Here is a 22,068-nt window from a genome sequence, read left to right on the forward strand (position 1 = left end):
CCGACCGAAACCCACCGAACAGTCGTTACTGTAGCAGTCGAACAGCCGTTACAGCAGCTGTGCGACGATCTCGTCTTCGAACGACGCCGTCCCGGCGGCGATCTGCGCGCCGGCGACGAACAGCGGTTCGTCGGTCCGCTCGACGAGGTGGTCGGTGAACTGTTCGAGCCACGTCAGCAGATGCTCGTCGAGGAACACGCGTTCGAAGCCGACCGTCTCGTCGTGGCCGGCGCGCTGGCGGTCGATCAGGTTCCGCAGGAACGCGAACTCGACGGCGATGTGGTCGTTCTCCTCGCCGTACTCCTCCGGCGGGCTCCAGCCTGCGGCGCCGTAGCTGGCTTCCACGTCGGCCAGCCCTTCGCCGATGAACTCGGTGTCGTCGCGGTAGTACGTCTCGTGTGGCAGCACGTCCGGGCGGGGGCCGACCATCAGGACGGTGTACTCTCTGGCGAGTTCGTCGACGACCGCCTCGACGTCTCGGCCCTGGTTGGCCTCGATGAACTCCTCCAGTGCCGCGAAGCCGGCGTCGAGATGTTCGTTGACTTCGTCCCCGGGGGTCTCGATCTCCCCGGCGAGCAGGCGCTCGACGAACGCCTCGTCGGGCGTGTCGTGGAACACTTCGATCACGAAGTCGACTAGCTCGATACGTGCGTCGTAAACGGCGTTATCGTCCATTGTTGACCCCTTGGAAAACGACCTGCGCGCGGCACTCGTCGCAGTACTCGAAGATGCTGTGCTCGGTGTCGCCGGCGACGCCTTCGACGAGGTCGCCCACCTCGTCACGAACCGACTCCATCGAGCCGCGACTGGTGAACGGCGTCCCACAGCGCACACACTCGAGCATCTCGCCCTCGAAGACGGGCTCCCACTCCTCGCCGTCGCGGTTCTCCGGCAGCCGGGAGCGCTCCAGTCCGGACTCGATCGTGATGGCGCCCTCCGGACAGCCGCTCTCACACACCCCGCAGTTCACGCAGTCCGCGTGGTTGAACTGGAGTTCGCCATCGTTCGTCCGCTGGATGGCGTCGGTGGGACAGAGCGTCGAACAGGTCGGCGTGAGGTTGCAGGCGTCCGAGACCTCCATTCGGCCGAACGTGTCCAGTCCGCGGATCACGTCGCGGTCCGGCTCGGTCACGCCGATGATCCGGCGGATCGACTCTAGCGCCCAGTCGTGCGTCGTGAACGGCTCGCGGGGGAGTCGGGCCGACCGGTGCCGGTCGCCTCGTGTTCGCCGGTCGGCAGCGGTGACGGCTCCAGCCCCTCGACGAACGCATCGAGGTCGGCGGCGAAGGCGGCCGGATCGTCGCCCCCGGGGCGAAAAACGCCGTTCGGGCGCCGAGTTCGAGATCGCCGGTGGCGACGTTCATCCGGTCGACCAGTTCGGCCTTCGGGTCGGGCCCGGAGTGGAGACAGGCGTCGCCGCAGCCGACGATCGCGACGCCGTCGGCGCCGGCCGCGAGCGCGTGGAGCACGTGGGCCTCGCCAACGGTGTCCGTACAGTTCACGCGAACGGGGAGGATCGGCTGGTAGCCGGCGTCCTCGCCGCGGCCGACGCGGCGCCCGTAGCTCTCCAGGGCGTCGGCAGCCTGCTCCGAGCAGACGAACGCGACGACTGGCGACTCGATGCCGGGATCGCCCCCGAAGAACTGCGAGATGCGGCCGCCCTCGTCGATGTCGACCAGCGACTCCACCTCGCGAGCCAGTCGCTCGTTCGTCGGTTCGCGGAGTTCGACGGCGCCGGTCGGGCAGGCCGACGTGCAGGCGCCGCAGTTCATGCAGGCCGTTTCGTCGAAGGCGACTTCGTCGACGGCGGGTCGGGAGACCGCTTCGTGCGGACAGGCGTCCGTACAGCGCGTACAGCCCTCGACCCCCGAGTCACCCGAGGCACAGATATCCATCTCGATGTCGAGATGCTGGGGCTTGCTGACCCCGCCCAGTTGGCTCTCGACGGCTGCGGCGACGCCGCCGTCGAAGTGGGAGAAGTAGCCCAGTTGGCCGCCGCGGCTCTTCGTCGGGCCCCCGGGGTAGACCACCTGATCGGCCGCGATGGTCCGTTCGACACCCTCGGGTTCGATGGCGTCGACCGGGCAGCAGTCGAGATACTCCCCGTCGGGGCGTCGGGGGCGATATCCACCGGGTAGCTGGTGACTGCCTCGTCGGGCCCCTGCTTGACACACTCCATGCAGCCGATGCAGTCCTCGGTGACACGAGCCTCGAGCGTGAGTTCGAACTCGCCGAACGAGCCCGAAACGTCACGGACGCGGCCCCGCTCGATCGCCACCTCGTCGAGGTCGTGCGCTGGATCGCTGAAGTCGCGACCGTTCGCGATCAGCGTTACGTCGGCGCGGCCGGCGAGCGACGCCGCCGCCGCGGCGTCGCCGACGACGACGACGTGGTCGCCGGCCTCCTTCGAGACCGTCCGCGAGGGCGACTCCTCGCGCAGGCCGGCGACGGTCGCGTCGATGGTTCGGGCGGTTTTCTCCGTGGCCGCGGGCGTGTCGTGCACCCAGCCGGAGCCCTCGCGGTGGTCGACGAACGCCGTCGCGTCGGGGTGAAGCCCCTGGGCCTCGGCCATCTCTCGGATCCGGCGCTGACAGCCCGCGTCGGGAGCTGTCGCGACGACGTGATCGAGATCGTACTCGTCGACGACAGCGGCGGCTTTCTCGAGGCCGTCGCCACAGAGGTGGCCCGCGCTGGCCACCACCTCCACGTCCTCGTCGCCGACGCCCTCCCTGACGCCTTCGGCATCGATGGCGTCGGGGGCGCCGCAGTCGCAGACGAACGCGCCTACCTTCATCGTCCGAGCGGTAACCCACCAGCCGCATTAGGGCTTGCGACACGGGCAGTTTGCCTTTTGGTTACCCGAAAACAGCTTGATAGTTCGTGATATACGTTTCGTGAGGCACGATCGACAGTCTCACGTGAGTGAAATTAGTTTCACACGAGGTGCCAAAAACCCGTTTAGGACCGGCTAAAACCGCCATACTTGGGTGCGATGGATTGAAGGTAGGTCCGTTCATGTTTCCGTTAATTCGTGCCAGCTCGTGTCAGTTGGTGCGACAGGATACAACAATGAGCTCAGAACCAGTCTCCCTCGACCTGGACCGCAGGTCGTTCCTGAAAGCCAGCGCACTCGCAGGTGCGGTGGCGCTCGGGGGCGGCGGCGCGGGACAGGCGCTCGCACAAGGTGACGGGGAGGTCGACGGTGCTGATGAAGAGGGTGAACTCACGAAGACGGTCTGTAACTTCTGTGCCGTCGGTTGTGGGTTCCGGGGCGAACGACAAGGCAACGCCTTCGTCGGGCAGGAGCCTTGGCACGAGAACCCCATAAACAACGGATCGCTCTGTTCGAAGGGGGCCGCCATCTACGGCAGCGAACACTCCGAGCGCCGGCTCAAACACCCGCTCATCAAGGAGGGCGACACCTCCTGGCGGAAGGCCGGATGGAGTGAAGCCCTCGACAAGGTCGGGAGCGAACTCAACCAGATCCGTGAGGAGCACGGTCCGGACTCCGTGATGTGGATGGGCTCGGCCCACTTCTCCAACGAGGAGTCCTACGCGTTCCGGAAGCTGTCGAGCTTCTTCGGGACCAACAACGTGGACCACCAGGCCCGGATCTGTCACTCCACGACCGTCGCCGGCCTCGCGAACACGTGGGGCTACGGCGCGATGACTAACACGATCAACGACTACCGCAACTTCGACCTCAACCTCATCATCGGGCAGAACCCTGCGGAGGCCCACCCGATCGCGATGCAGCACATCCTCGAGGGCCAGAAGCGCGGTGGCGACATCGCCGTCGTCGACCCGCGGTTCACCAAGACCGCGGCCCACGGCGACTACTACTACCGGATGCGGCCCGGTACCGACGTGGCCCTGATGATGGGCCTAATGAAGTATCTCCGGGACGAGCAGAACCTCGACCGGGAGATGCTCGAGGAGCGGGTCATGGGGTGGCCCGACGTCGAGGCCGAACTCGACCAGTACGACCTCGAAACCGTCGAGGACATCACCTGGGTCAGCCAGGAGAAGATCCGCGAACTCGGCGACCTGATCGCCGAGAACGCGCCCAACGTCCAGATCGAGTGGGCGATGGGTGGCACCCAGCACAACAACGGGACCCAGAACATTCGGTCCTACGCGCTCACCTCGCTGGCCTCCGGGAGCGCCGCCCGCTCCGGCGGCGGCCTGCAGGTCATGCGTGGCCACGCGAACGTGCAGGGGGCGACCGACCTCGCGGTCGCGAGCCATATCCTGCCGGGCTACTACTCGGTCGGGTCGCCCGGTTCCTGGCGCTACTGGACCGACGTGTGGTCGAAAAGCCCGTACACGAGCGGGGAGATCTCCTTCGAGGAGCTGTACGACGAGTACGACCTGATGCCGGAGGAGAAGTACGCCCGGCAGGCGGGCGAGGGGGAGGTCGACGAGTCGTTCCCCAACGACCGCTCGATGATGTTCCAGAAGGGGATGACCGTCGCACGGTGGTTCGACGGCGGCCTACCCCAGGAGGAGCGACTCAACGAGACGCCGCTGTACCAGCCCGACGAGCTGAAGGCGGTCGTCATCTGGGGGCACTCGCTCAACTCCATCTCGGAGATGCAGAAGATGAAGGACGCGATGGACCGGATGGATCTGGTCGTCGTCGTCGACGTGTTCCCCTCGGTGGCGTCGGTGCTCTCGGACCAGGACAACGTCGTGGTTCTCTCGGCGGCGTCCCAGTACGAGCACCACCGCTCGCTCACCAACTCCCACCGCTCGGTGCAGTGGTCCGAGCCGGTACGACCGCCGTCGCACAACACCAAGCCCGACCTCGAGATCATGCAGGAGCTCGCCGACCGATTCGGCTTCGGCGACCACTTCGACTGGGGCGCGGGCTCCGGCCTCTACAACGGCAAGAGCACCTACGAGGAGACCCTGCGCGAGGTCAACCTCGGCGTCCGGACGATCGGCTACCAGCAGGACCCCAGCGCCTGCAGGAACAACAGGAGTACGACTACGCGTTCTCCACGGACAACCTCCGCTGTGAGGAGGAAGGGCTCCCCGTCTCCGGGGAGTTCTGGCAGCTGCCGTGGCCGTGCTGGGGCGAAGACCACCCCGGGACGCCGATCATCTGGAACGACGACCTCGACCCGCGCAACGGCGGGCAGGACTTCCGAGCCCGCTGGGGCGTGCAGGCGCCCACGCCCGAGGACTGGGAGGCGATGGACGTCGGGGACAAGGAGTACCCGATGCAGGAGACGTACGATCAGGAGGGTGAGGAGGGCCTGAACCTCCTCCGGGACCCGTACACTCCCGACTGGGAGTCCAACTTCGACCAGGAGGTGCAGGGGGTTCCCCAGTACCCCGGCTTCGCGACGACGCTGCCGGAGGACTACTCCAACCCGGACCAGCTCTCGCTGCCGTACGCGTACGCGCTCGACCCGACCAAGTCCGTCTACGACACGGCGGTCGCGATGAACGAGCGCTACGGGACGGACTTCGACGAGGAGTTCTACCAGCAGTACGACTACGCACAGCCGGACGCGCCGACCGGGCGTGGCCGTGCACGTGCGGTTGTCTGGGGCTTCCTCGACACGGTTCCGGTCCACCGCGAACCGGTCGAGAGCCCGCGCCCCGACCTGGTCGAAGACTGGCCCGCCAACGGCCAGCAGACGAACTTCTACCGGCTCGACCAGAACAACGCGGCGGTCCAGGAGCGCGCGACTGCCGCGGCGAACGATCCCGGCGACGAGTCGGCGTTCAGCACGGTCATGACCACGGGCCGGCAGGTCGAACACCAGGGTGGGGGGCGGAGTCCCGCTCCAACGAGTACCTGGCTGACCTGCAGCCCCACATGTACGTGGAGATCCACCCGAACATGGCCGACGAGATGGGGATCGACGGCGGCGACCTCGTGGTCGTCTCCACCACCGACCGCGGGTCGGTGCTCGTCAAGGCTCGCATCACGCCGCGCCCCGGCCACGGCCCGGAGGAAGAGGAGATCTTCCTGCCGTTCCACTGGGGCGGGATCGCGAAAGGGGAGAGCTTGCTCGAGAAGTACCCCGACGGCAACGAGCCGTTCGCCATCGGCGACTCGGTGAACTTCATCACCTCGCGCGGGTACGACGTGGAGACCCAGATGCAAGAGACGAAGGCAGCGCTGGCGAAAGTCCGCCCGGCCACCCAGGAGCTCGTCGACGAGCTCAACATGGACGTGGACCTCGAGACGTTCACGTTCCCGCAGGACGAGGCCGGCTTCGGTCAGCAGAAGGATTTCGACACCCGCGACAACACGACGGTTCAGTAAAATGTCCACAAACGAATCAAACACCGAAGTCATCGGCCAAGGGTGATGAGCACCGGCGACGACACGCGCATCTTCCCCGACGTGGCCGCGTGTATCGACTGTGGCGGCTGTGTAGTCGCCTGTAACCGAACGTGGGACGTCCCCCGTGACGAACAGCGCATCAGCATCTCCACGATGCTGGAGGGCGAAGAGGGCGCCGAGGGACTCAACGCAAGCCCCTCCCAAGCGATGTCCCAGGGCGAGAACCCTGGCGAGACCAGCGTGCCGATGCAGTGTTACCACTGTGAGAACGCGCCCTGCGTGACGGTCTGTCCGGTCGACGCCCTCGTCAAGAAGGACGACGGGTTCGTCGACGTTCGCGACGACGTCTGTATCGGCTGCCAGTACTGCCTCTCGGCCTGCCCGTTCGGCGCCCCGCAGTTCCCGGGCTCGAACGACGGCGCGGCGGAGATCTTCGGGACCGGCGGCACGATGGACAAGTGTACGATGTGTCAGGACCGCCAGGACGTCGGCAAGGGGCCGGCGTGTGCCGAGGAGTGTGCGACCGACGCCATCCTCGTGGGTACGTCCGACCAGATCGCTGACGAGCTCGACAAACGAGACTCCGGGACGTTCTTCAACGACGACGCGATGGAGATCGTCTTCGGTGCCGACGACGCGGAGGCGTTCGGCGTATGAGCAACTCGACCACAGAGAACGGCGTCAGCAGCTACTCGGGAACCATGATCGCGGTCAACGCCGTGATCGCCGTGGCGGTCGCACTCGGCGCGGTCTGGGTCGCCAACGGGTTCAACGTGTTCTACGAGCGGCTGGACCGCGTCTCGCCGACCGCCGACGGCGGCGGGATCGGGACGGCGTTCGCCCAGGGGAACGACATCGGGTGGCTCGTGTTCATGGTCGAAGCGATCCACGCGATCGACGTGCTGATGGGGCTGTTCATCCTCGTGCTGGTGTTCGTCCACTGGAGCGCGTTCCGTCGGCTCGCGGGTCGGATGCGCCAGCCCGGCGAATCCCGCGCGATGCCGGACGGCGGTGACACTGACACGGAGAACGGAGGTGACACCCAATGACGAATCTCGACCACGGGAAGTTCACGCGCATGACGACGGTGTTCCACTCGCTGCTCGCCATGGACGTGTTCTTCCTGTTCTTCACGGGGTACGCCATCATGTTCAACGACGAGCTCTGGTGGATGCTCACCCTGATGGGTGGCTCCGGCTCGGTCGCGGCGCTCCACCGCGTGTTCGGCGTCGGGCTGCTGGCGCTGATCACGTTCTGGGCGCTGATGATGGTGACGACGGATACCGGCCGCTCGAACTTCAGTGAGGTGCTGCCGACGCCGGACGACGCGAAGGCGTTCGTGCAGGACATCCAGTTCGTGCTGGGCAACGCCGAGGAGCGCCACCCCAACGCCCGCCAGTTCGCCGGCGGTACCGCCGACGAGATCCCGCTGTTGAGCTACGTCGGCAAGGGCGTGATCTTCATCTTCGCCGTGGAGCTGGCGCTGCTGACCCTCTCGGGGCTGCTGATCTGGAGTAAAACCGGGCTGATGCAGTACTTCGCCACGCAGACGGCGGCGATCGCGTTCGTCGTCTTCCACGGGCTGCTGGGCGTCGTGATGCTGATGGGGATCATGTTCCACATCTTCGAGCACGGCTTCCACCCGGCGTTCTTCCCGGTGGAGACGAAGGCGTTCATCCCGCGCTCGATGATCCCCGAACACCACGACGATGACGACGAGGGGACGGGCATTGAGCGGCTCCAGCTCTCCTCGGGCTGGGCGAGCGCGTCCAACCTCGCCGGCGCGGCGACGGTGATCGGCATCGTCAGCGTGCTGACTGCCAGCATCTACGACACCGGCTACCCGGTGTCGCTGGAACTGCTCGTCGGCGGCGGGCCGACGAACCTGCTGCTGACCGTCGGCGTCAACATCGGCATGCTCGTGCTGTTCTTCGGCATGGTGCTGTCGGTGTACGGCAACCTCGTCCGCATCCGCTGGGAACAGCAGATGGCTCAGGAAGAGGGCGCCGAGGCCGAAGCCGCCGACTGAGGCGGTTCCTCCTCCTTTCGGCTTCACAGTTGCCAGCGGCGCGGCTGGCTCGTGAGTTGACGCGAAGAATCAGCGGTCGACGTTACGAGATCAGTTCCGCGCTCTCAGTCGACAGTTCGACGGTCACGTCCTCGGTCGCGTGCTGCTGGATCTGGTCGATGTTTCGCGTGAGCACCTCGAGCACGTCCTCGGGCTCGGGGTAGACCAGCATGTTGCCGTCGTCGTCTTCCATCACCAGCTGGGTGTCGGAGAGCTGGATCTGGCCGTCCTCGATCGAGGCGACGATCGCCGGCAGCGCCTCGGAGCCGCCGGGTTCTCCCTCCTTCACCTTGGTAATGTAGAGACTGTCCATCCCGATCAGGTCCTTGTACTCCCGGACCCGCTCGGCACAGTTGACCATGTCTCGGGTTACCGCCGTCTTCTCGGGGTTCCCGTGTTCGCCCTCGTAGCAGTGTTTACAGACCCGCAGTTCCATCCGCATACCCCGGCGTGGGGATGGGGGCGGATATAGCTGTTCACCTCGGCCGATCGTTCCCGGTCCGGGGAATTATGGTGGCTGGGATGCAACGGGGAGTATGGCGAGTGAGTTACTCAACATGGCCTACGCGTGGGCGGGTGTCGTCGTCGCTGTCGGCGGCGTGTTCGCCACGATGACGGTCACGGACGGTCCCGAGGAGAGCAACGTAGCGTCTGGCGTCACGGCGATCGCCGTCGCGGTGTTCAGCATCGCGCTAGTCGCCTCGCTGACGCTCTAACCCGGGGCCTGTTCTCCCGATCACACCGACGTTCGGAAGCGCCAGCGCCGAGCCGAGCCACCCCGCCCCGCGGCCCTTACTGCTGACAGTCCCAGCGGCGGTCCGCGAGTCGATCCAGCCGCTCGCGGACGGTCGCTTCGCCCGCCGTGACGACGGTTGTCTCCTGGTGGGCGCCGACGGTCGTGACCGTCGCCGTCACGGCCGACCCCTCCTGGCGCTCAAGCAGCCACGCGTACGTCGCCGCCTGCAGTTCGTAGCGCGCCCGAAGGTCGGGTTCGGGCGGCCGCAGGCCGATCTTGAGTTCGTCGACGTGCCACTCGCCGTCCCGGTCGATCGAGACCACGTCGGCACGCCCGCCGACTTCGACGGCCAGTCCGGCCACGCGCACGACCGCGTCGAGTGGCTCCTCCACGTATCGCTGCCGGCTCGCGATCAATCGGTCGTACACGTCCGTCGCCGCCAGCTGTGGGCAGAGCGTCCCCTCGACGTAGCGCCGTAGCTGCTCGCGCTCCTCGCGTGCGACGCCCTGGGCGTGCTCGCGAACCGCGCGGTCGAGTGCGCCGGGGAGTGGCCCTGCGCAGTCCCGGAGCGTGCCGGGGTCGACGCCCGCCGAGATCGCGGTCGCGAACACGCTGTGAGCCACGTCCCCGACGACCTCCGGGCCCATGGTCTCGAAGGGGAGCGGCACCGTGACGCCGTCCTGCTCGGCGTGCAGCGCCTGGCCGCTGAGGTGGGCGAGCACGCCGGATTCCGGCGCTGCCGACAGTTCGTACACCGTGTTCGGGTTGACGAACCGTGGCGTCCAGCCACGAGCGTCCAGCGGTTCCGGGCCGGCGACCGCCGCGGGCTCGCTGGCCGGATCGTCGATCGATTCGGGCGAGTCGCCGGCCGCGCGGTGGACGGCGACCGTCAGCGGGTCGTGATCACCGGGGGTGTCGACGGTGTACTCGTCGGGACGATCGGCGTCGAACGCGAGCGCCTCCCGGAGCGTGTCGACCCAGCGATCCCGTGGCGTCGGCGCCGAGCGCCGGCCGGGAAGCGGGAGCAGGAGGTGATCCCGCGCCCGCGAGAGCGCGACGTACAGCAGGCGCCAGCGCTCGGCGCGTGCGGCCGCGACCGGGCCGCGAAGCGGCGGTGGGCCGGCAACTCTGGGCGAATCACCCTCGACCCAGCGCTCGCTCGCCCAGCGAAGGCCGGCATCCCCGTCACCGGGCGAGGCGTCAGGGTCGTGCGGACCGCCCGCCAGGACGGTCCCCCGAGATCGGGGTAGTCGTCGCCGGTGTCGACGGCCGGCGGCGCGAGCGCGACGTGGCGGCCGTGCGCGACGAACTGGTCGAGATAGGCGCCGTAGCGACCCAGCCCGGTTCCCAGATCCGCGACCGCGACCACGTCGTCCTCGTCGCCTTTGGCGCCGTGGATCGTGCGGAACGTCACGTCGGCTGCTGCGGCGGTCGGGAGGCTGGGGCCGCTTTTCGGGTTCCGGCGCGCGTGACCCAGCGCCGCGGCGAGTTCGGACAGCGAGAACGTCCGGTCGCCCTCCCAGTCCTCGACGACGCCGACCAGGCGGTCGAGCACGGCCGCGTCGCCGACCGCCGTGGCGCTCTGGTCCAGCGGATCCGTCGCGAGCGAGAGCGTCTCGATCACGTCGCTCACCACGGCGGCCCCGCGCTGGCGAGGTGGTCGGCGCGGCGACGCGCGAGATCGGCGAGACCGTCGACGACTGCCGCGTCGGCCCCCCGCATCGAGCCGGCGTCGGCGACGGCGGTGATCGACCAGTCCGCGCGCATGAGCTTGTCGACCAGCCCCGTCACGGGCAGGTCGTCGTCGTTGACCAACTCGAGTGTCGCCTCCTGGGTCGTCGGCGCGCGTAGCCAGTCGACCACCGCACAGACGGCGCCGACGAGCGGGTGATCGAACAGCGCGCGGCTGGTGTCCCGGACCGACAGCCCGGCGTCGGCGAAGGCGTCGACGTAGGTGTCCATGTGGGTCCGGCGATGGAACAGCACCGTCACGCCGGGCTTCTCGCCGTCCTCGCGCTCGAAGCGCCCCGACTCCAGCCCCGTCGCGATGCAGTCGGCCAGCGCCTCGGCCTCTCCCACCCCCTCGGCGGGATCGACCCACGTCGGCGACCCCGGGCGGCCGTGCTCGGGGAACGCAGCGACGTGAACGCTCGGCCCCGGTGTCGGCGCTCGAACCGCCGAGAGCGGTTCGTACTCGTCGATCTCTCGCCCGGCGGCCGCGGCGTCGGCGGCGCCGCGGGTGGGGTCCGTGAACACCGGCTCGAAGACGGTGTCGAGGGCGGCCGTGATCGCCGGGCGGGAGCGGTACGTCCGGGTGGCGCTCCGCCGTTCGTGTGTCTCCCAGTCGATGCCGAAGTAGCGCCCCGCAGTCGCCGCGGTGTCGAACAGGCTCGGCTGTGCGTTGCGCCACGCGTAGATACACTGCTCGCGGTCGCCGACCAGCAGGACGCGGGTGTCGGCGTTCACGAGCGGCGCGAGCGCGTCGTGCTGTGCCCGCGACACGTCCTGGGCCTCGTCGACGATCACCGTGGACAGCCGGCCCCGCCAGCGCGCTCGCAGGCGGTCACGGAACGAGCTCCGGTACGCCTCGCGCTCGAAGAACGTCGCGATCCAGTGCGCCACGTCGACGTGCGCGAGGACGCCGGCAGCGCGACAGGCGTCGTCGTACGCGTCGAGGTAGACCGGTAGCACCGTACAGAGAGCGTCGACGCTCTCGCTCCAGCGATCGTGACAGTTGGCGTCGGCGTCGACGACAGGGTCCGCGTCGCCCGTGGCGTCGGCCTCCAGCGCTCGTTCGACCGCCGCGCGCTCCTCGGCACCGAAGAAGCGCTCCGTGTCGCGTAGCACCTCGGCCATCGACGCCGGTGGCCCGTCTGGGTAGGTGCCCGAGACGACCGCGTCGAGTCGCTCGCGCAGATCGGCGACCGAGAGCCGGCGCTCGCGACAGGCGCTGCGGGCGGCCGCCAACAGATCGGCGGTGTCGGCGTCGTACCGGCCGCCGGGGTAGCCGTCGTCCAGCGTCTCCAGTGCCGTCGAAACCGTGGGGTCGGCTCGCACTGCTTCGAGCGCGTCGCCGTGTACCCGTGCGAGTCCGGCGCTGTCGCCGACTTCCGGCACTTCGTCGAACCCGACCTCACCGGCGACCGCCTCGAAAACCGCGCCGAGCACGCTGTCGATAGTCCCGACCCGGTCGCTCCCACGGAGGGTTGCACCCAGTTCGGCCGCGGTCTCGGCGGTTACCTCCACCGGCGCCTGGGGATCGTCGGCGAACCCGCGGAGGGCCCGTTCGACGCCGGGGAGGATGCTCGCAGCGTCGTCCCGGGAGAACGAGGTGAGACAGAGCGTCTCCGTGGGGCTGTCGACGCCGCCCCGTGATTTCCGTGCGAGGTCCTCCGCAGCGATGCTGTCGGCGGTCACCGATTTGCCGGCGCCGGGGCCGCAGTCGAGCACGAACAGCCCCGACTCGGCGGCGAAGAAGGCGTCGCGGATCTCGGCCTGGGCGCCTTCGAGGCGCCGGTAGCCGTCGGTGTTCGCTTCCACACCCGCCGACTCTTTATCAGTCATCGCGCAGCACCCCCGGTGGCGGCGAGCGCGTCCGGGAGCGCACCCGTCGCCAGCAGCGACTGCACCGCCGACTCGTCGACCGTGCGGGTCGGCACGTCCGCAAGCAGCGGCGAGCGCTCTCGCGTGGTCCCCTCGCGGTCGCGGCGGTAGCGCGTGCAGGCCAGCGTCTCGCTCGCGGCGCCGAGGCCGCTGGCGAGATGGTCGACCTCGCGGGCGGCGGTCCACCGGCCGGGGACCGCCAGCCGACCAGCGGCGGCGCTGTCGCCCGCGACGACCGCCTGCCGGAGCGCGTCGGGGAACACGCTCTCTACGCGACGCGGCCAGACACCGTCGACGAGGCCGACGGCGACGACGTGCGGCGCTTCGCGGAGCCACGCGTCCGTCGCGTCGATCACGTCCACGGCGGCGGCGTTGGCGTGCTCCCGGCGGCCGGGTCGGGTGGTGACCACGCGCTCGGCCAGGTCGGCGACGGCCAGCCACGATCGCGGCACGTCGCCGGTGTCGAGCCACTCCTGATACTTCGCACGGGTGTCGGTGAGGAGCTCTTCGAGCCGCGAGAGCGCCCGGGCGTACCGCGAGGTCCGAGCTAGATCGGCCGCGTCGGCCTCGAACACGGTCGGGAGCGTGACCTCCCGACCAGCTTCGACCAGCGGCCGGAACGTCCGGTGGAGCGCGGCGGGCTCGGGAGTGTCGGGCTGTTCCCGAGCCCAGTCGATGAGCTTCCGAAGCGAGGCCGAGTCCGCCGGGGCGATCTCCGCCTCGTCGACGGCCGTCGCGAGGCGACCGTCCCACTCGGCCAGACTGAGTGCCGGGGAGTCGCTCTCGCTGACGGCCGACAGGCCCGCCCGCAGATCGCCGACGTTGTCGGTGGCGAGTGGCCACGCCGTGGCGTCGTCACCGGCCGCAGGCGGCACCCAGTGGAACTCGATCGGTGCGAGCAGTTCGTCGAGCGTGGGTTCGTCTGTCCCGAGGAGCCCACAAACCGAGGCAAACTGCCGGTAGGGGACCGTCTGTTCGACGGGGAGCTGAGCCCAGACCGCGAGCTTCACCTCGTGGCGGGCCGCGGCGCGCGTGAGCGATCGCTCGTACTCGGCTGCGTCGCGGGCGACGACCAGCACGTCGCTCGGCGACGCGCCGTTGCGGAGGTGGGCGGCGACGAGCGCCGCTGCGAGCCGCGCTTCTTCCTCGGGCGTGTCCGCGACGAGTTCCGCGCTCGTGAGAACCGGCGAGGGCTGGCTCTCCTCGAACGTGACCGGCTCCTCGAACCGGTTCGGCAGTCGTTCGACGATCGACGGGCCGGTACCCGGGCGGAGCGAGAGCGTCACTTCGACGCCGGCCGGGGCCACGGCGCCGATCAGCTCGGAGAGCGGGGCATCGACGACGCTCACGCCCGCCACGGAGAGCCGATCAGTCGCGGGGAACGCCTCGCGCCAGAGCGCCGGCCGGTCGCGGAGCGCGTCGGCGGCGGCCGGGAGCAGCGCCTCCCGGGAGTGAACCGACCCAGCGCGGTCGACGAGTCCTCGCTCCAGGGCGCGAACGCCCGCGAGGACGTCCTTTGTGTCACGTCCTGCGACGGTGGGGAGCTCGTCGGCGACTGCTGCAAGCGCATCGAGTCGCTGCTCGTCCCAGCCGGTCATCTCGCCGACACGGCTGTGAGCCGCCGCGATCGTCTCGGCACGCGCGGGCAGATCACTCCCGAACGCGGCGCGAAGTCGGTCGTTCGCCTCGGTGTCGCGGCGGAGGATCGCCTCCACGTGTTTGAGCCGGTCGATGCGGTCGATCGTCTCGCTCGGGTCGGCCGCGGCGTCGAGGAGTTGGGCGGCGATCGCGGTCGCGTCGGTGAGCCGAAGGCTGCTTCGTGGGCTGGCACGCTCGGCCAGTCGCCGCTTCAGGTTCCGGCGGTGGAGTCGTTCGGGGGTGACGACGAACTCGGTGGGCTCGGGGGCCCGGCCCGCCCGATCAAGCAGTTCGCCGGGGTCGCCGACGACCGCTCGGACGGAGCCGGGGGCGCTGGTCTCGGTCATGCGGGAGAGATAGCTTCGAGGTGGCTCCCGACGGGTAAGAATCCGTGGGACGTGTCGGGCGCGCAAGGAGATAGCGGAAAGGTTCGCCGGCATCCGGCGGTGTATCGCTCGTCGGCGTGGGGTTCGACCATGGAGATCACGGTACTGAGCACGGGTGGCACGATCGCCAGCACGGGCGGCGACGACGGGAAGACGCCGACGAAAGGTGGCGAGGACCTGATCGACGCCGTCCCCGGACTCGGGGAACTGGCGTCGTTCACCGTCCAGCAGGTCGCGAGCGTCTCGGGGTTCGACGTAACGTGGGAGCGTGCGACGGCGCTCCGAGCCGCGGCCAGGCGCGCTGCCGACGAGTCCGACGGGATCGTCGTCACCCACGGGACGGACACGATGGCGGAGTCGGCGTACCTGCTCGACCTGACGACCGACCTCGACGTGCCGGTCGCGTTCACCGGCGCCCAGCGACCGTTCGATCAGGTGGGGACTGACGGCCCGCCGAACCTGCTCGGGGCGGTCCGGACGGTCACCCACGACCGCGTCGACTCGGGCACGTATCTCGTCTTCGACGACGAGGTGCACGCAGCCCGAGACGTGGTGAAGTCCCACACCAGCGCGCTCTCGACGTTCCGGTCGCCCGAGCGTGGCCCAGTGGGCGAGTTCACGCCGGAGGGGCTCAGACTGTTCCGGGAGCCCCGGAGCTACGCGGCAGCGACAGCGTCCGTCGACGAGGTGGCGGCCGAAATCCCGCTGCTCACGTCCGGGCTCGGGGTCGACGGCGACGCGCTCCGTCGGGTCGTCGGCCTCGCCGACGGTCCGGCCGTCGACGGCGTCGTCGTCGCCGGGACAGGGCTCGGCAACACGACCGGCGCAGTCTGTCGCGCGATCGCCGCGGTCCGCGAGGCCGGGGTGCCGGTCGTGATCGCCTCACGCTGCCACGAAGGGGCGACGGCGCCGCTGTACGGCGGCGACGGCGGTGGCACGACGCTCGAGGAGTTCGGGGTGCTGTGGGCCGGCGATCTCCCGGCCTGGAAAGCCCGGATCAAACTCGCCGTCGCGCTGGCGGTCGGCGACGGCGGCGTCGACGAAGCGTTCTTCGAGCGCGGCCTTTGGGAACCCGAACGCTGAGAACCGGGCGCGGAAAATGAGGGCGGCGGTGAACGGCTTCAGGCCTCGGGCGCGGCGTCGATCGTCGGCACCTCGACAGAATCGAGCACGTCGGCGATCACACTCGTCTTCTCGACGCCGTCAACCTGCGCCTCCGGTGTGAGAACGAGTCGGTGGGCCAGTGCGGGGGCGGCGACGGCTTTCACGTCGTCGGGGGTGAGGAACGCCCGGGCGTTCAGGGTCGCGTGGGCGCGGCCGATCTCGAACAGTCGCTGGGTCCCGCGCGGGGAGACGCCGACTTCGACCCGGCGGTCCTGTCGGGTTGCCCGGGCCACGTCGGCGATGTACTCGAGCAGGTCCGGATCGGCGTGAACGGTCTCGGGAACCTGCTGAAGCGTTTCGACCATCCCCTCCCCCAGCACGCGCTCGACCGAGGGCACCTGTTCGGTACGGCCGGCGCGGCGACGGAGCAGCTCGATCTCGCCGTCACGTTCGGGGTACCCCATCGAGTCTTTCACGGCGAATCGGTCGACCTGGGCCTCCGGCAGCGGGAACGTTCCCTCGCTCTCGACGGGGTTCTGGGTCGCGATCACGATGAACGGCTCCGGGAGCTCCCGGGTCTCGCCCTCGACGGTGACCTGCCCCTCCGCCATCGCCTCCAGCAGCGCGGCCTGTGTTTTCGGCGGCGCGCGGTTTATCTCGTCGGCCAGGACGACGTTGGCGAACACCGGCCCGGGTTGGAACTCGAAGTCGCCCTCGCTCTCGTGGAACACGTTCGTCCCCGTGATGTCGGCCGGCAGCAGATCCGGCGTGAACTGAATGCGGGAGAAGGAGAGCCCCAGTGCCTTCGAAACGCTCTGGGCGGTCAGCGTCTTCCCCGTTCCGGGTACGTCCTCGAGCAGGACGTGACCGCGGGCGAGAACACCCACAAGCACGGTTTCGAGGAATTCGCGGCGGACGATCACGGCGCCCTCGATGGCGTCGAGCACCGCGGCACAGCGCTCGCCCGCCTCCGAGGCGGAGGGCGTGTCAGTCGTCATTCAGCCGTACTTACCACGGGGGCCCTAAGTTCCTGTCCTCGACACCAACGTGAACAATCAACACACAGCCTCGCGTTCACACTCGGGGGTCGACCAGTCGAGAGGGGTTGGCGCCGCTTCCAGCGGCAGTCAGTTCCCGCCCGTACGGTCCTCGATATCCGACGCGATGCTGTCGAGTTCCCGGAAGATTTCGCTGTCCGACGGCGTCCCCTCCCACGTTCGGCCGTAGGTCACGAGATTCAGGCCGACGGTTCCCCCGACGACGAGGTCTGCGCCGGGTTCGCCCCACTCGGCGCCCATCACGTCGAACTTCGTCGCGAACGCGCTGGTCATCACCCACGAGTTCCAGGTCGCCCCGCAGTCGTCGCCGAGCAGCGCGACCACGCGTCCATCGGCGATCCACTCGGCGGTTCGGTTCGGGGAGCGGTCCGTGCCGCCGGGCACCACGACGACGCCGGCGTCGGCCGGCTCACTCGCCGTGGATACCGAATCCGGCACCGAGAGGTCGAGCCCGTCGAGGGCGACCGTCTGTCGGTTGAGCGTCGCGAACGGCTGCTCCGGGGTGGGAGTCCCGCCGAGGCTGCTACAGCCGGCCAGTGCCGACCCCACCGTCGATACACCCACGGCGAGTAGCGCCCGTCGACTGAGTGATACGGACCAGTCCTCGTCGTCGCCGATTTCCCGTCGCATGGCGGTCGGGTTGTGGGGTCGGATAAATCGTTCACTGAGGCACACGTCCGCGTTTCACCCTATCAGTGAGTTTTCATCAATCGAAATCCGGTTTACGTCCCTCGCGGAAGGCGTCGACGCCCTCCTCGTGAGCGGGCGTGTCGTAGGCTAGCGACTGGATTCGGGCCTCTTGGCTGATTCCATCGCGCAACGGGAGGCCGATGCTGTCGTGGATCGCCTCTTTCGCGAGGCCGATGTTCTCCGTCGGGCGGTTCTGTAGCGTCTGAACCAACTCGTCGACGCGCGCATCGAGCTCGTCGTCGGGGACGGTCTCGTTGACGAGGTCCATCGCCGCCGCAGCGTCGGCGTCGACGAGGTCGCCGGTGAACGCGAGTTCTTTCGTCTTCCGGAGGCCAATCAGGCGCGGGAGCATCGCCGTCGCACCCATGTCCGGGATCAGCCCGACGTTGATGAAGCTCGCGCCGAACCGTGCCGAGTCGGCGGCGTAGGCGAAGTCGGAGACGGCGACCAGCGAGAGGCCGGCGCCGACGGCGTCGCCGTTGACGTTCGCGACGATCGGCACCGGCGCCGAGAGCGCGTTCTCGGCCACGCGGCCGAACGTGGACCGAACGCGCTCGTACGCTTCCGCGGTCGTCCAGTCCCGCTCGGCCATCGCGTCGATGTCGCCGCCGGCTGAGAACGACGACCCCTCGCCGGTGATGACGGCGACGTCGTGGGTGTCCGGGTCGAGATCGCCGAGTTGGTCGGCCAACTCGGCGGCGACCTCGGGGGTCATCGCGTTGCGAACGTCGGGGCGGTCGAACGTGATTCGCCGGACAGCTCCGTCGGTGACTCGCATGCCCGTAGTGTGGGGGCGAGGCCTTAGTTCCCGCCGACGCCGAACAGCTGTGCGAACAGCGCGCCCTGTCCCCGACGGAGGCGCTCGAGAAAGGCCGATTTGCTGATACCGATCGCGTCGGCGACCTCGGTGGCAGTCACCTCGCGGGGCACGGTGAAGTAACCCATGTCGGCGGCGGTGCGGAGCGCTTCGGTCTGTGCGGGAGTGAGATCCCACCGCTCGGCGACGGTCGTGTCCTCACCCGGCCCGAGTGCGTACACCCGCTCCAGTTCGACACCTACGGTCTCGCCGGCGGTCTCCATCACGGCCTGCAGGATCTCCTGGCCGACGACGGCGCCGGTGAGGATGGCGTCGCCGCGCTCGTAGCGAAGCGACTCGACGACGAACCCCGCGCTGACGAGCTCGTGGACGACGCTGCGCTGCAGTGAGAGACAGCGGTAGCTGTACCGGCCGTCGGCGACGCCGCGGTACAGATACCGGATGCGGTCGTCGGCGTCGAGTGTGGCAGTGAGCTCATCGTTCGCCGGGGAGCTGAACCGGAGCAGCACGTTGCCGTCGTCGCGGAGCAGCGGCGGCGCAACGTCGATCGTCGCGGCGGCGGCCCGGCTCGCGTCCGCGAGCGGACAGTCCTCGCCCCTGATGCGGAACTCCGCCATCAGACACTCGTCGATCATCGGCGAGGGAACGCGCTCGTGTGGTTTAAAACCCGTCTATAGACTGCCGAACGGGTAAGGTCGGGCGTCGGCAAGGAACGATCATGAACATCGAGGAGGTCAAAGAGCAGGCCGAACCACGGGCGTTCAGCCCCCGCGACGACCTGCCCCGGGAGTACCGCGAGGCGGCGACGCGGATGCTCGAGTTCCACGCGAACAGCGAGATCATGGGCGCGTACCTGGAGCGCCCGTTCATCCGGAAGGCGCCGAGCCTCGAGCGGAAGATGGCGTTCAGCGCGAAGACACAGGACGAGATCGGCCACGGGCAGATGCTGTACCGGGCCGCGGAGTCGCTGGGGATCAAGACCCGCGACGAGATGCTCGAGGACCTCGCCAACGGCGACGGGAAGTTCCTCAACTGCTTCCACTACCCGATGGAGCGCTACGTCGAGACGCCGATGATCGCCTTCTTCGTCGACGGCGCGGCGATGCGCCGGCAGGCGACGCTGAAGTCCTCGAGCTGGGAGCCGTACGCCCACGCGATGGACAAGATCTGCTTCGAGGAGGGGATGCACGTCAAACACGGCGAGTCCATCCTCCGGGAGCTGATGAGCGGCTCCAAGAAGGAACAGGAGATGACCCAGGAAGCGTTCGAGGAGTGGTGGCCGCGCATCCTCCAGTTCTTCGGCCCCACGGACGACCAGAGCACGCACCACGACTTCGCCGAACAGGTCGGCCTGAAGACGAAGTCCAACGACGAGCTCCGGAACGCGTTCCTCAACACGTACATGCCGAAAGCCGAGAAGTACGGGCTGGAGATCCCCGAGGAACCCCGCATCCGGGACAACGGCGACGGCACCTACGAGGTCGTCGAGGACGATCTCGATTGGGAGGAGTTCTTCACCGTCTCGAAAAACGAGTACGCGGGCAGCAAGCAACAGATCGACAGTCGAGCGCGGGCTCAGGAGGCCGTCCAGTGGGTCCGGGACATGCTTGACGGGCAGGCGACCACCGGCGACGGCCCGACGCCGCAGGCGGCCGACTGACCATGATCTGGGAAGTGTTCCGCCAGTCGGCGCCCGACGACGCCCACGAACACTGTGGGAACGTCCACGCGCCCGACCGGGAGATGGCCAAGCAGTTCTCCGTGATCCAGCACGGGCGCCGCAAGCCGACGCGTTCGCTGTGGGTCGCCCCCAGGAGCGAGTCAGCGGCGTGTACGGCGACGAGGACGCCGGCCCCGTCGACGGTGAGACCGACTGGGAGGTGTTCAAACAGGCGAAAGCGGGCGGCTACCACGAGCACTGCGGCGACGTGACCGCCGACGGCGTCGACGCCGCGAAAGCGGCGGCCGACGAGGCGTACGGCGAGGACGATCCCAACAGTCTCTGGCTCGTTCAGTCACGCTATGTCGGCGAGATAACCGACGAGGAGGTCGCGTTCGGCGGCACCACGAACAAGGCGTACCGGTTCGCCCAGACGTACAACGTCGACCCGGCGGCCGAGGAGGTGGCGGCCTCCGAGACCGAACAGATCGAGGCCGAACGCCAGCGGGGTGACAGCTAATGGCGACGAGTCGATCGGACCTCGGGGCGCCGGACGAACTCAGCGAGCGGGAGCGCGACGCCGTCGAGGCCCAGCTGTTCCGGCTCGCCGACGACGAGTACATCCAGGCCGAGCGCTACACGTTCTGGCAGGTGCGGGCGCCCACGCTGGAGTCGGACCTCGCGGTGGCGAACAACGCCCAGGACGAGCTCGGCCACGCCCGGCTCTGGTACGACGCGATCCAGCAGTTCGGCTACTCCGAGGAGTCGCTGCTCTGGGAGAGCGAGCCCGACGACTTCCAACACAGTACGCTCGTCGAACTCCCGTTCTCGGAGGGCGACTGGGGCGACGCGATCCTCCGGGGCTACCTCTACGACGTGGCCGAGGAGATCCGCCTCGCCGCGCTGGAGGAGTCGACGTACCGGGAGATCCGCGAGCGAACGAGCCGCATCCAGGGCGAGGAGGACTACCACGTCGAGCACGCCGAGAACTGGCTGCGCCGGATGGCCGACGACGAGGAGGCGCGCCAGCGCGTGCAGGCGGCGCTCGACCGGCTCTACCCGTACGCGCTGACGCTGTTCGAGCCAGTCGGAGATATCGAAGAGGACATCGTCGACCTCGGTATCCGCGACGCCACGCTCGAGGAGATGCGCGATGAGTGGCAGGAGCGCACGACCGCGTTCCTCACCGACCTCGGCTTCGAGGTGCCGACCGACGCCGAGCCGGCGACGCCGACGGGTCGGGACAACGAACACACCCAGCACTGGCACGACCTGCACGAGGAGATGGTCTCCTCGTACCGAAACCTCGGTCGCCACGAAGCGACCACGCTCATGGACGATGAGTAGCGAGCCCAACGACCCCGACGAGTTCGACCGCCCGCGGGCGGACGCCGACGCTACGCCGTGTGGCTACACCGAGTACGACACCAAAGAGCGCACCACGGAGGAGGTGCCCGCGACCGGCGAGGACGCCGACGGCCTCGAACGCGAGGTCTGGGCCGCGCTGTACGGGGTCGAGGACCCGGAGATGCCCGTCAGCGTCGTCGATCTGGGGCTGATCTACGGGCTCGAACTCGACGACGGGGACGCCACGATCGACATGACGCTGACCTACAGCGGCTGTCCCGCCCGCGAGATCATCCTCGAGGAGGTCGAGGCGGCGGCCGCGGGCGTCGACGGCGTCGACGACGCCGAGGTCCGCCTCGTCTGGGCGCCGGACTGGTCGCTCGACCTCGTCACCGAACAGGGGAAGGAAGCGCTCCGGGAGTTCGGCATCAGCGTGGAGCGATGAGCGACGACGCTACCGGGCCGACCCCCGGCTCGGGCGAGCAGGACCCGAGCGTCACGACCAGCGGCGAGACGACGGGCGCGGAGTGCCCGTACTGCGGCTCGGAGAACACCGAGCGCGAGCACCCCCGGGGCCCCTCGCGCTGTCAGTCGATCCACTACTGCAACGACTGCCTCCAGCAGTTCAAGAAGTTCGAGTAAGGGGGCGGAGAACGG

19 protein-coding genes and 3 pseudogenes are annotated in these 22,068 nt (G+C 68.7%); 11 read left to right on the plus strand and 11 right to left on the minus strand.

Translation table 11 applies throughout. The features are described 5' to 3' along the window. Positions 1–48 precede the first annotated feature (48 nt). The gene (locus SY89_RS07840; RefSeq protein WP_054583790.1) at positions 49–675 is read right to left on the minus strand and encodes a TorD/DmsD family molecular chaperone; all 627 of its coding nucleotides are present in this window, start codon (positions 673–675) and stop codon (positions 49–51) included. Then, a pseudogene (locus SY89_RS19570) lies at positions 665–2,794 on the minus strand (4Fe-4S dicluster domain-containing protein). Before SY89_RS19570 ends, SY89_RS07840 begins: the two are co-directional and overlap by 11 nt. Before the next feature lie 275 nt (positions 2,795–3,069). Here SY89_RS19570 and SY89_RS07850 point away from each other — a divergent pair. From SY89_RS07850 to SY89_RS07865, 4 genes and pseudogenes are all read left to right on the plus strand, one after another. Next, positions 3,070–6,283: pseudogene (locus SY89_RS07850) on the plus strand (formate dehydrogenase subunit alpha). 45 nt (positions 6,284–6,328) lie between these two features. Further along, the gene (locus SY89_RS07855; RefSeq protein WP_054583791.1) at positions 6,329–6,961 is read left to right on the plus strand and encodes a 4Fe-4S dicluster domain-containing protein; all 633 of its coding nucleotides are present in this window, start codon (positions 6,329–6,331) and stop codon (positions 6,959–6,961) included. Further along, positions 6,958–7,353, plus strand: coding sequence for a hypothetical protein (locus SY89_RS07860; RefSeq protein ID WP_054583792.1), 396 nt, complete (start codon positions 6,958–6,960; stop codon positions 7,351–7,353). The genes SY89_RS07855 and SY89_RS07860 overlap by 4 nt, the downstream gene beginning before the upstream one ends. Further along, positions 7,350–8,333 (plus strand): cytochrome b/b6 domain-containing protein, encoded by a 984-nt coding sequence (locus tag SY89_RS07865; protein ID WP_054583793.1) that lies wholly within the window; start codon positions 7,350–7,352, stop codon positions 8,331–8,333. Before SY89_RS07860 ends, SY89_RS07865 begins: the two co-directional genes overlap by 4 nt. 82 nt (positions 8,334–8,415) lie before the next feature. Here SY89_RS07865 and SY89_RS07870 read toward each other — a convergent pair whose 3' ends face one another. Continuing rightward, positions 8,416–8,814, minus strand: a complete 399-nt coding sequence (locus tag SY89_RS07870) for a hypothetical protein (protein WP_054583794.1) — start codon at positions 8,812–8,814, stop codon at positions 8,416–8,418. Between the two features lie 94 nt (positions 8,815–8,908). On the opposite strand from SY89_RS07870, the gene SY89_RS07875 reads away from it, so the two are divergent. Beyond that, complete coding sequence (locus SY89_RS07875) at positions 8,909–9,088, plus strand: hypothetical protein (RefSeq protein ID WP_054583795.1); 180 nt, start codon at positions 8,909–8,911, stop codon at positions 9,086–9,088. Positions 9,089–9,164: 76 nt separating this feature from the next. Here SY89_RS07875 and SY89_RS07880 read toward each other — a convergent pair whose 3' ends face one another. From SY89_RS07880 to SY89_RS17225, 4 genes are all read right to left on the minus strand, one after another. Next, positions 9,165–9,863, minus strand: a complete 699-nt coding sequence (locus tag SY89_RS07880; RefSeq protein ID WP_054583796.1) for a PD-(D/E)XK nuclease family protein — start codon at positions 9,861–9,863, stop codon at positions 9,165–9,167. A gap of 134 nt (positions 9,864–9,997) precedes the next feature. Next, positions 9,998–10,741 (minus strand): hypothetical protein, encoded by a 744-nt coding sequence (locus tag SY89_RS07885; RefSeq protein ID WP_054583797.1) that lies wholly within the window; start codon positions 10,739–10,741, stop codon positions 9,998–10,000. After that, entirely contained in the window at positions 10,738–12,672 is a 1,935-nt protein-coding gene (locus SY89_RS07890; protein ID WP_189319135.1) for a UvrD-helicase domain-containing protein, read from the minus strand. Before SY89_RS07890 ends, SY89_RS07885 begins: the two co-directional genes overlap by 4 nt. Continuing rightward, positions 12,669–14,696, minus strand: a complete 2,028-nt coding sequence (locus SY89_RS17225) for a PD-(D/E)XK nuclease family protein (protein ID WP_054583799.1) — start codon at positions 14,694–14,696, stop codon at positions 12,669–12,671. The genes SY89_RS07890 and SY89_RS17225 overlap by 4 nt, the downstream gene beginning before the upstream one ends. 129 nt (positions 14,697–14,825) lie before the next feature. Here SY89_RS17225 and SY89_RS07900 point away from each other — a divergent pair, with 129 nt between their 5' ends. Beyond that, on the plus strand, positions 14,826–15,818 hold the full coding sequence (locus SY89_RS07900) for an asparaginase (RefSeq protein ID WP_054583800.1): 993 nt from the start codon (positions 14,826–14,828) through the stop codon (positions 15,816–15,818). A 38-nt stretch (positions 15,819–15,856) separates the two neighbouring features. On the opposite strand, the gene SY89_RS07905 is transcribed toward SY89_RS07900, so the two are convergent. From SY89_RS07905 to SY89_RS07920, 4 genes are all read right to left on the minus strand, one after another. Further along, the gene (locus SY89_RS07905) at positions 15,857–16,837 is read right to left on the minus strand and encodes an AAA family ATPase (RefSeq protein WP_054583801.1); all 981 of its coding nucleotides are present in this window, start codon (positions 16,835–16,837) and stop codon (positions 15,857–15,859) included. Between the two features lie 129 nt (positions 16,838–16,966). Further along, entirely contained in the window at positions 16,967–17,527 is a 561-nt protein-coding gene (locus tag SY89_RS07910; RefSeq protein ID WP_054583802.1) for a hypothetical protein, read from the minus strand. A 76-nt stretch (positions 17,528–17,603) separates the two neighbouring features. Continuing rightward, complete coding sequence (locus tag SY89_RS07915) at positions 17,604–18,365, minus strand: enoyl-CoA hydratase/isomerase family protein (protein WP_054583803.1); 762 nt, start codon at positions 18,363–18,365, stop codon at positions 17,604–17,606. Positions 18,366–18,388: 23 nt separating this feature from the next. Continuing rightward, positions 18,389–19,039, minus strand: coding sequence for a helix-turn-helix domain-containing protein (locus tag SY89_RS07920; RefSeq protein ID WP_054583804.1), 651 nt, complete (start codon positions 19,037–19,039; stop codon positions 18,389–18,391). Positions 19,040–19,122: 83 nt separating this feature from the next. Between SY89_RS07920 and SY89_RS07925 the strand changes: the two genes are divergently transcribed. The 5 genes and pseudogenes from SY89_RS07925 (at position 19,123) to paaE (ending at position 22,053) form a co-directional block, all read left to right on the plus strand. After that, positions 19,123–20,064, plus strand: coding sequence for a Phenylacetic acid catabolic protein (locus SY89_RS07925; protein WP_054583805.1), 942 nt, complete (start codon positions 19,123–19,125; stop codon positions 20,062–20,064). A gap of 2 nt (positions 20,065–20,066) precedes the next feature. Beyond that, a pseudogene (locus SY89_RS19575) lies at positions 20,067–20,584 on the plus strand (PacF protein). Beyond that, on the plus strand, positions 20,584–21,411 hold the full coding sequence (paaC, locus tag SY89_RS07935) for a 1,2-phenylacetyl-CoA epoxidase subunit PaaC (RefSeq protein ID WP_054583807.1): 828 nt from the start codon (positions 20,584–20,586) through the stop codon (positions 21,409–21,411). The pseudogene SY89_RS19575 and the gene paaC overlap by 1 nt, the downstream one beginning before the upstream one ends. After that, on the plus strand, positions 21,404–21,856 hold the full coding sequence (gene paaD, locus SY89_RS07940; protein ID WP_054583808.1) for a 1,2-phenylacetyl-CoA epoxidase subunit PaaD: 453 nt from the start codon (positions 21,404–21,406) through the stop codon (positions 21,854–21,856). Before paaC ends, paaD begins: the two co-directional genes overlap by 8 nt. Next, a complete protein-coding gene (gene paaE, locus SY89_RS07945) occupies positions 21,853–22,053 on the plus strand; it encodes a 1,2-phenylacetyl-CoA epoxidase subunit PaaE (RefSeq protein ID WP_054583809.1) in 201 nt (66 codons plus the stop codon). Before paaD ends, paaE begins: the two co-directional genes overlap by 4 nt. The last annotated feature ends 15 nt before the right edge of the window (positions 22,054–22,068 follow it).

This window comes from Halolamina pelagica, assembly GCF_001307315.1.
Lineage (GTDB): Archaea > Halobacteriota > Halobacteria > Halobacteriales > Haloferacaceae > Halolamina > Halolamina pelagica_B.

Coding starts and splice junctions, on each gene's coding strand:
- SY89_RS07875 (WP_054583795.1), top strand. CDS start 8,909: ATGGCGAGTGAGTTACTCAACATGGCCTACGCGTGGGCGGGTGTCGTC.
- paaC (WP_054583807.1), top strand. CDS start 20,584: ATGGCGACGAGTCGATCGGACCTCGGGGCGCCGGACGAACTCAGCGAG.
- SY89_RS07860 (WP_054583792.1), top strand. CDS start 6,958: ATGAGCAACTCGACCACAGAGAACGGCGTCAGCAGCTACTCGGGAACC.
- SY89_RS07915 (WP_054583803.1), bottom strand. CDS start 18,365: ATGCGAGTCACCGACGGAGCTGTCCGGCGAATCACGTTCGACCGCCCC.
- SY89_RS07905 (WP_054583801.1), bottom strand. CDS start 16,837: ATGACGACTGACACGCCCTCCGCCTCGGAGGCGGGCGAGCGCTGTGCC.
- SY89_RS07865 (WP_054583793.1), top strand. CDS start 7,350: ATGACGAATCTCGACCACGGGAAGTTCACGCGCATGACGACGGTGTTC.
- SY89_RS07890 (WP_189319135.1), bottom strand. CDS start 12,672: ATGACTGATAAAGAGTCGGCGGGTGTGGAAGCGAACACCGACGGCTAC.
- SY89_RS17225 (WP_054583799.1), bottom strand. CDS start 14,696: ATGACCGAGACCAGCGCCCCCGGCTCCGTCCGAGCGGTCGTCGGCGAC.
- SY89_RS07855 (WP_054583791.1), top strand. CDS start 6,329: ATGAGCACCGGCGACGACACGCGCATCTTCCCCGACGTGGCCGCGTGT.
- SY89_RS07870 (WP_054583794.1), bottom strand. CDS start 8,814: ATGCGGATGGAACTGCGGGTCTGTAAACACTGCTACGAGGGCGAACAC.
- SY89_RS07910 (WP_054583802.1), bottom strand. CDS start 17,527: ATGCGACGGGAAATCGGCGACGACGAGGACTGGTCCGTATCACTCAGT.
- paaE (WP_054583809.1), top strand. CDS start 21,853: ATGAGCGACGACGCTACCGGGCCGACCCCCGGCTCGGGCGAGCAGGAC.
- paaD (WP_054583808.1), top strand. CDS start 21,404: ATGAGTAGCGAGCCCAACGACCCCGACGAGTTCGACCGCCCGCGGGCG.
- SY89_RS07920 (WP_054583804.1), bottom strand. CDS start 19,039: ATGATCGACGAGTGTCTGATGGCGGAGTTCCGCATCAGGGGCGAGGAC.
- SY89_RS07900 (WP_054583800.1), top strand. CDS start 14,826: ATGGAGATCACGGTACTGAGCACGGGTGGCACGATCGCCAGCACGGGC.
- SY89_RS07925 (WP_054583805.1), top strand. CDS start 19,123: ATGAACATCGAGGAGGTCAAAGAGCAGGCCGAACCACGGGCGTTCAGC.
- SY89_RS07840 (WP_054583790.1), bottom strand. CDS start 675: ATGGACGATAACGCCGTTTACGACGCACGTATCGAGCTAGTCGACTTC.